The sequence below is a fragment of the Klenkia sp. PcliD-1-E genome (assembly GCF_024124375.1).
Taxonomy (GTDB): Bacteria; Actinomycetota; Actinomycetes; order Mycobacteriales; family Geodermatophilaceae; genus Klenkia.
In genome coordinates this window covers 25,327-32,672 of record NZ_JAMXRZ010000043.1, presented here as the reverse complement: position 1 = coordinate 32,672, position 7,346 = coordinate 25,327, and the positions used below count along the sequence as shown (strand labels likewise).

General features: G+C 74.0%; 6 protein-coding genes and 1 pseudogene. 5 read left to right on the top strand and 2 right to left on the bottom strand.

The genetic code is table 11. The features are described 5' to 3' along the window. Window positions 1–964: pseudogene (locus NH342_RS10655) on the top strand (hypothetical protein); the annotation flags it as partial. 3 nt (window positions 965–967) lie between these two features. Here NH342_RS10655 and NH342_RS10650 read toward each other — a convergent pair. Next, on the bottom strand, window positions 968–1,564 hold the full coding sequence (locus NH342_RS10650; protein WP_253014602.1) for a TetR/AcrR family transcriptional regulator: 597 nt from the start codon (window positions 1,562–1,564) through the stop codon (window positions 968–970). 67 nt (window positions 1,565–1,631) lie between these two features. Between NH342_RS10650 and NH342_RS10645 the strand changes: the two genes are divergently transcribed. Beyond that, a complete protein-coding gene (locus tag NH342_RS10645) occupies window positions 1,632–3,245 on the top strand; it encodes a carboxyl transferase domain-containing protein (RefSeq protein ID WP_253014599.1) in 1,614 nt (537 codons plus the stop codon). Window position 3,246: 1 nt separating this feature from the next. Here the strand turns inward: NH342_RS10645 and NH342_RS10640 are convergent, their stop codons facing one another. Next, entirely contained in the window at window positions 3,247–3,771 is a 525-nt protein-coding gene (locus tag NH342_RS10640; protein WP_253014597.1) for a ferritin, read from the bottom strand. Window positions 3,772–3,866: 95 nt separating this feature from the next. Here NH342_RS10640 and NH342_RS10635 point away from each other — a divergent pair, with 95 nt between their 5' ends. Genes NH342_RS10635 through NH342_RS10625 form a run of 3 tightly spaced genes read left to right on the top strand, consistent with a single transcriptional unit; the run spans window position 3,867 to window position 7,235 of the window. Beyond that, complete coding sequence (locus NH342_RS10635; protein ID WP_253014595.1) at window positions 3,867–4,028, top strand: hypothetical protein; 162 nt, start codon at window positions 3,867–3,869, stop codon at window positions 4,026–4,028. 21 nt (window positions 4,029–4,049) lie between these two features. Beyond that, entirely contained in the window at window positions 4,050–6,071 is a 2,022-nt protein-coding gene (locus tag NH342_RS10630) for a biotin carboxylase N-terminal domain-containing protein (protein WP_253014593.1), read from the top strand. A 3-nt stretch (window positions 6,072–6,074) separates the two neighbouring features. After that, a complete protein-coding gene (locus NH342_RS10625) occupies window positions 6,075–7,235 on the top strand; it encodes an acyl-CoA dehydrogenase family protein (protein WP_253014591.1) in 1,161 nt (386 codons plus the stop codon). Window positions 7,236–7,346: the final 111 nt, after the last annotated feature.

Sequence of the window (7,346 nt, the reverse complement as noted above, 5' to 3'; positions counted from 1 at the left end):
GCTCGCCGCGGCCGCGGCCGCCGCCCAGCAGGCCCCCGAGCCGCGCACCGGCGACACCGTCTCCCTGCAGGACGGGGCGGCCCCGGCCGGTGGGCAGCCGGCGCCGCCGACCGCCGCCGAGCCGGTGTGGCACGAGACCCAGGCGATCGTCCCGCGCCCGGCGCAGCACCCCGAGCAGCCGCCGGCCGAACCGGCGTGGACCCCGCCGGCCGTCGAGCAGCCCGGCCCCGTCGACGAGACCGGGGGCATCGGCGGGATCTTCGGTGGACCGACCCGCGCCGGCGAGGCCGCCGAACCGCAGTCCCCGGGCCGGCCGGCCGCACCCGCCGGTGGTGCGGGCCGGTCCCGGCGCGGCCTGCTGGTGGTGCTGGCCGCCGTCGTCCTGGTGGTGCTGCTCGGTCTCGGCGGCCTCTGGCTGACGCGCGGCGGCTCCGCCGACGACGCGGCCGAGCCCGCGCCGACGTCCACATCCACCCCGACCAGCGCGGCACCGACGACCCCCGCCGCGCTGCCGGTCGGCACCGTGCAGACCGTCGCCGACACCGAGTACACCCTGCAGGTGGTCCGGTACGACACCACCTGCAGGGACCACGCCTACGGTGCGATCAGCGGATTCTTCGGGACGACGGACTGCCTGGGCCTGTCGCGCGCGCTCTGGTCGGCCGAGGTCGACGGCGTCGCGGCGGTGGTGTCGGTGTCCCGGGTGACCATGCCCGACTCCGCCCGCGCCACCGCGCTGCTGTCGCTGACCGACGTCTCGGGCACCGGCAACGTCTCCGACCTGCTGCGCGAGGGCGCCCGCTACCCCGGTGGCCCCGAGCAGCTGCGCAACGCCGACTACGCCAGCGCCACGGAGGACGACGTCGCCGTCATCGTGGAGACCTCGTGGGTGGGTCAGGCCGGTGCCGCCGCCGGGCTGCAGCAGCTGGCCGACGACGGGGTGCAGCTGCTCGCCACGCAGTAGGCGTCAGCCGGTGGCCGCGGCGGTGGCCATCGTCGTGAGCAGGGCCGCCGTGGCCGACCGGGACAGCCGCCCGGCGCTGTGCGGGGTGGAGTTGATCAGCCCGAACAGCGCGTGGGCCCGGGCCCGGCAGTCGGCGGTGGAGGCCTCGGGGTGCAGCGCGGCCAGCACCGCCACCCACTGCTCGACGTAGCGGCGCTGCAGGCGCCGGACCTGGCGGGCGTCGTCCTCCGACAGCTGGCCCAGGTCGCGGTCCTGCACCGTGATCAGCGCCGGGTTGTCCAGCGCGAAGTCGACCTGGAAGGCGACGAGGGCGGCCAGCTGGTCGGCGGGGTCCGCGCCCGCCTCGGCGACGACCTGCTCGGCGCCGGCCAGCAGCCGCTCGCTGATCCGCAGCAGCATCTCGGCCAGCATCGCGTCCTTGCTGGCGAAGTGCCGGTAGATGGCCGGGCCGGTGACCCCCACCGCGGCGCCGACGTCGTCGACCCCGACGCTGCGCGAGCCGCGCTCGGCGAACAGCCGGGCGGCGGCCTGCAGGATCTGCTCCCGGCGGGAGGGCCGAGCGGCGTCGACGTGCAGCGCGCTGTCGGGCTCCGCGACCATGCCGCAGATGTTAACCCGCGTTCACCCGCGCTGGACCGGTGACGTGAACCGTGGTTAACATCCGACCGTGGACGCACCGGTGCTGAGCAGCTCCCCGCCGGCTGACCCGGACGTGGCCGCCGGGTGGGCGCAGCGGCACCGCGAGCTGGCCGCGGACCTCGCCGACCAGCTGGCGGCCGTCGCGCAGGGCGGGGGCGAGCGGGCCCGCACCCGGCACACCGACCGCGGCAAGCTGCTGCCCCGCGACCGGGTCGACACCCTGCTCGACCCCGGCAGCCCGTTCCTGGAGCTCTCGCCGCTGGCCGCGCACGGGCTCTACGACGGCGACGCGCCCGCCGCCGGGATCATCACCGGTGTCGGCCGGGTGGCCGGCCGCGAGGTCGTCGTGGTGGCCAACGACGCCACCGTCAAGGGCGGCACCTACTACCCGATGACGGTGAAGAAGCACCTGCGCGCGCAGGAGGTGGCGCTGCAGAACGAGCTGCCCTGCCTCTACCTGGTCGACTCCGGTGGTGCGTTCCTGCCCCGCCAGGACGAGGTCTTCCCCGACCGCGACCACTTCGGCCGGATCTTCTACAACCAGGCGCAGCTGTCGCGCCGCGGCATCCCGCAGCTGGCCGCCGTCCTGGGGTCGTGCACCGCCGGCGGCGCCTACGTCCCCGCGATGAGCGACGAGGCGGTCATCGTCCGGGAGCAGGGCACCATCTTCCTGGGTGGCCCGCCGCTGGTGAAGGCCGCCACCGGCGAGGTGGTCACCGCCGAGGAGCTGGGCGGGGGTGACCTGCACAGCCGCACCAGCGGGGTCACCGACCACCTGGCCGAGGACGACGAGCACGCGCTGCAGATCCTGCGCCGCATCGTCGGCACGCTGGCCCCCGTCGCCCCGGCCCCGTGGGACGTGCACCCCACCGAGGAGCCCGCGTACCCCGCGGAGACGCTCTACGACGTCGTCCCGCCGGACAGCCGCACGCCCTACGACGTCCGGGAGGTCATCGCCCGGCTGGTCGACGGGAGCCGGTTCGCCGAGTTCAAGGCGCTGTACGGCCAGACGCTGGTGACCGGGTTCGCGCGGATCCACGGCCACCCGGTGGGCATCGTGGCCAACAACGGCATCCTGTTCGGCGAGTCCGCGGTCAAGGGCGCGCACTTCGTCGAGCTGTGCGACAAGCGCAAGGTCCCACTGCTGTTCCTGCAGAACATCAGCGGGTTCATGGTGGGCCGCGACTACGAGGCCGGCGGCATCGCCAAGCACGGCGCAAAGATGGTCACCGCCGTCGCCTGCGCCCGGGTGCCCAAGCTGACGGTCGTCGTCGGCGGCTCGTTCGGCGCCGGCAACTACTCGATGTGCGGCCGGGCCTACTCACCCCGGTTCCTGTGGACCTGGCCGAACGCCCGCATCTCGGTCATGGGCGGCGAGCAGGCCGCGGGCGTGCTGGCCACCGTCCGCCGCGACGGCCTCGAGGCCCGCGGCGAGCAGTGGTCGGCCGAGGACGAGGAGGCCTTCAAAGCCCCCGTCCGCGAGCAGTACGAGCGGCAGGGCCACCCCTACTACGCCACCGCCCGGCTGTGGGACGACGGCGTCATCGACCCCGCCGACACCCGCACCGTGCTCGGCCTGGCGCTGTCCGCGGTCGCGCACGCCCCCCTGGAGGAGGTCGGCTATGGCGTCTTCCGGATGTGAGTCAGGCGCCGGCGATGCGCGGCGCGGTGGGGTCCACGCCCTCGGCGACGTGCTCGCGCAGCACGTAGTCCTCGATCTGCTCGACGTCGTGCGCGCTGCGCCGGGCGACCGCGAGCAGGTCGCTCATGGTGGAGACCTCCTCGACCTGCTCCTTGATGAACCACTGCATGAACTGGTCGGAGGCGAAGTCGCTCTCCCGCCGCGCGATCGCGGTCAGCTCGTTGATCTGCGCGGTGACGCGCTTCTCCTGCTCCAGGGCCAGCGCAATGGGCGCGACGACGTCGGCGAAGGCGCAGACCGGGGCCGGCAGGGCGGGGATGCGCACCTCGGCGTCGGCGTCGAGCAGGTAGCGCACCATCATCATCGCGTGGCTGCGCTCCTCGGCGGCCTGGTCGAAGAACAGCTGCGCGGTCTGCTGCATCGTCTGCTGGTCGAAGTAGACCGCGCACGCGACGTACTGCTGGTGCGCGGCGAACTCGTTGCCGATCTGCACGTTGAGCTGCTCCACGAAGGCTTCGGCAGCCACGGGTCCTCCTCCTCGGGGCGGGTCGTCGCACGCACGCTACCGGCCGCACCCACCCGTCCCTTCCCGCGCGAGGCAGGTATGGCTAACCTCACCGCATGGCCAAGCAGCGCATGCCGAAGAAGAAGTGCTGCGTCGACAAGCCGCGGTGCGGGCGCTGCCCGCTGCGCGCCCTCGCCGAGGGCACGCTGCCGCCCGGCTACACGGTCAAGAAGCGCCGGCTGGTCAAGCTCGACGGCAAGGTCGCCAAGGCAGCCTGACGACGCGGCGGTGGTGGCCTGATGTTCACCACCGTCCTGGTCGCCAACCGCGGCGAGATCGCGGTGCGGGTCATCCGCACCCTGCGCTCGATGGGCATCCGCTCGGTCGCCGTGCACAGCGAGGCCGACGCCGGTGCGCTGCACACCCGGGTCGCCGACCTCGCCGTCCCGATCGGCCCCGCGCCGGCCGCGCAGAGCTACCTGTCGATCGAGCGGGTGGTCGCGGCCTGCCGGGCCACCGGTGCCGAGGCCGTGCACCCCGGCTACGGCTTCCTGTCCGAGAACGTCGAGTTCGCCCGGGCCCTGGAGGCCGCGGGCATCACCTTCATCGGCCCGCCGGTCGCCGCCATCGAGGCGATGGGGGACAAGATCCGGGCCAAGGCCACCGTCGCCGCGGCGGGTGTCCCCGTCGTCCCCGGGTCCTCCGAGCCCGGCATGGACGACGCCGCCGTGGCCGCGGCCGCCGTCGCCGCCGGCTTCCCGGTGCTGCTCAAGCCCTCCGCCGGCGGCGGGGGCAAGGGCATGCGGGTGGTCCGCGAGGAGTCCGAGCTGGCCGAGCAGATCGCCGGCGCCCGCCGCGAGGCGCGGTCGTCCTTCGGCGACGACACGCTGCTGGTCGAGCGCTACGTCGGCAACAGCCGGCACATCGAGGTGCAGGTCATGGCCGACACCCACGGCACCGTCGTCCACCTCGGCGAGCGGGAGTGCTCCCTGCAGCGCCGGCACCAGAAGGTCATCGAGGAGGCGCCCTCGCCGCTGCTGTCGGCGCGCATGCGGGCCACCATGGGCCAGGCCGCCGTCGACGCCGCGGTCGCGGTCGGGTACACCGGCGCCGGGACCGTGGAGTTCATCGTCGACGCCGACAACCCGCGCGACTTCTTCTTCCTGGAGATGAACACCCGGCTGCAGGTCGAGCACCCGGTCACCGAGGCCGTCACCGGTCTGGACCTGGTCGAGCTGCAGGTGCGGGTCGCCGCGGGGGAGCAGCTGCCCTTCGAGCAGGCCGACGTCTCCCTCGACGGGCACGCCATCGAGGCGCGGGTCTACGCCGAGGACCCCGCCCGCGGGTTCCTGCCGCAGGCCGGCCGGGTGGTGTCGCTGGCCGAGGCCTCGGGCGAGGGCGTGCGGGTGGACAGCTCGCTGGTCGAGGGCGGCGTCGTGGGCACCGACTACGACCCCATGCTGGCCAAGGTCATCGCCTGGGGCCCCACCCGGGAGACCGCACGCGGGCGGCTGGTCGCCGCGCTCGGCCGCACCGCCGTCCTCGGGGTCACGACCAACGTGCCGTTCCTGCGCGCGCTGCTCACCGACCCCGACGTCGTCGCCGGCGACCTGGACACCGGGCTGATCGAGCGGCGCGGGGAGCAGCTGACCCGCGCCGAGGACCCGCCGCCCGGGGTGTACGCCGCGGCGGCGCTGGCCCTGCTGCTCGACGACGAGCCGACCGGTCCCGTCGTCGACCCGTGGTCGGTGCCCGGCGGATGGCGGGTCGGCGAGCACGCCTGGACCACCCGCACGCTGGTGGTGCCCGGCGGCGAGCCGGTGCCGGTGCGCACCCGCGGCCGTGCGGCCGACGGCTCGGGCGGGATCCGGGGTCGGGGCGGGGCTGAGGTCCGGGTGGGTGAGGGTGCCCCGCAGCGGGCGCGCGCCTGGCGGGACGGCGACCGGCTCGCGGTGGCGCTGGACGACGTGACCACCTGGTACGCCGTGGCCCGCGACGGGTCGACGGTGCACCTGGGGATCGAGGGCTTCGCGGCGGCGTTCCGGCTGGTCGAGCGGGCGACGGGTGCGGGAGCGGCCGCGGCGGGTTCCGGGGTGGTCACCGCCCCGATGCCGGGGACGGTGACGCTCGTGCGTGCCGCGGTCGGCGACGAGGTGGTGGCGGGGACCCCGCTGCTGGTCGTCGAGGCGATGAAGATGGAGCACGTGCTGACCGCGCCGGTCGACGGCGTCGTCACCGAGCTCCCCGTGACCGCCGGCCACCAGGTCCGGCTGGACGAGCAGGTGGCCGTGGTGACCCCACAGGCGACCGAGGGGGACTGAACGATGGTGCTGGACTACCGGCTCGACACCGAGACCGAGGCGCTGCGGACCATGGTCCGGGAGTTCGCCAACGAGGTGGTGCGACCGCAGATCGGGGCGTTCTACGAGGCCGACGAGTTCCCCACCGCGATCGTGGCGCAGATGGGCGAGCTCGGGCTGTTCGGGCTGCCGTTCCCGGAGGAGCACGGCGGCTCCGGCGGTGACTACTTCACCCTCTGCGTGGCGCTGGAGGAGCTGGCCCGCGTCGACTCCTCGGTCGCGATCACCCTGGAGGCCGGGGTGTCGCTGGGCGCGATGCCGATCTTCCGGTTCGGCACCGAGGCACAGAAGAAGGAGTGGCTGCCCAAGCTCTGCGCCGGGCAGGCGCTGGGTGCCTTCGGGCTGACCGAGGCCGGCGGCGGCTCGGACGCCGGGTCCACCCGGACGACGGCGCGGCTGGAGGACGGGCACTGGGTCATCAACGGGTCCAAGGCCTTCATCACCAACTCCGGCACCGAGCTCACCGAGCTGGTCACCGTCACCGCGGTCACCGGCACCAGGCCCGACGGCGGCAAGGAGATCTCGGCCATCATCGTGCCGTCGGGGACCCCCGGGTTCACCGTCGGCCAGCGGTACTCCAAGGTCGGCTGGAACGCCTCGGACACCCGGGAGCTGAGCTTCACCGACGTCCGGGTGCCCGAGGAGAACCTGGTCGGGGAGCGGGGCCGCGGCTACGCGCAGTTCCTGTCCATCCTCGACGAGGGCCGCATCGCCATCGCCGCGCTCGCGGTCGGGCTGGCCCAGGGATGCGTGGACGAGAGCGTCAAGTACGCCGCCGAGCGGGAGGCCTTCGGGTCGCCGATCGGCCGCAACCAGGCCATCCAGTTCATGATCGCCGACATGGAGGTCCGGGCCTCCACGGCGCGGCTGGCCTACTACCGGGCGGCGGAGAAGATGCTGCGCGGCGAGCCGTTCAAGCGCGAGGCCGCGATCGCCAAGCTCTACAGCTCCGAGATGGCGATGGAGAACGCCCGGTACGCCACCCAGGTGCACGGCGGCTACGGGTTCATGAACGAGTTCCCGGTGGCCCGGTTCTACCGCGACGCCAAGATCCTGGAGATCGGCGAGGGCACCAGCGAGGTGCAGCGGATGCTCATCGCGCGGTCGCTGGGCGTGGGCGCCTGAGCCTCCTGAGGCTCCTGCCCAGCGTTGATCAGGGAGGTTGATCGAACTCCGTCCTCCTGCGCGGGATCTGGTGCAGGAGGACGGACTTCTGCGTAGGAGGGACGCGACTGC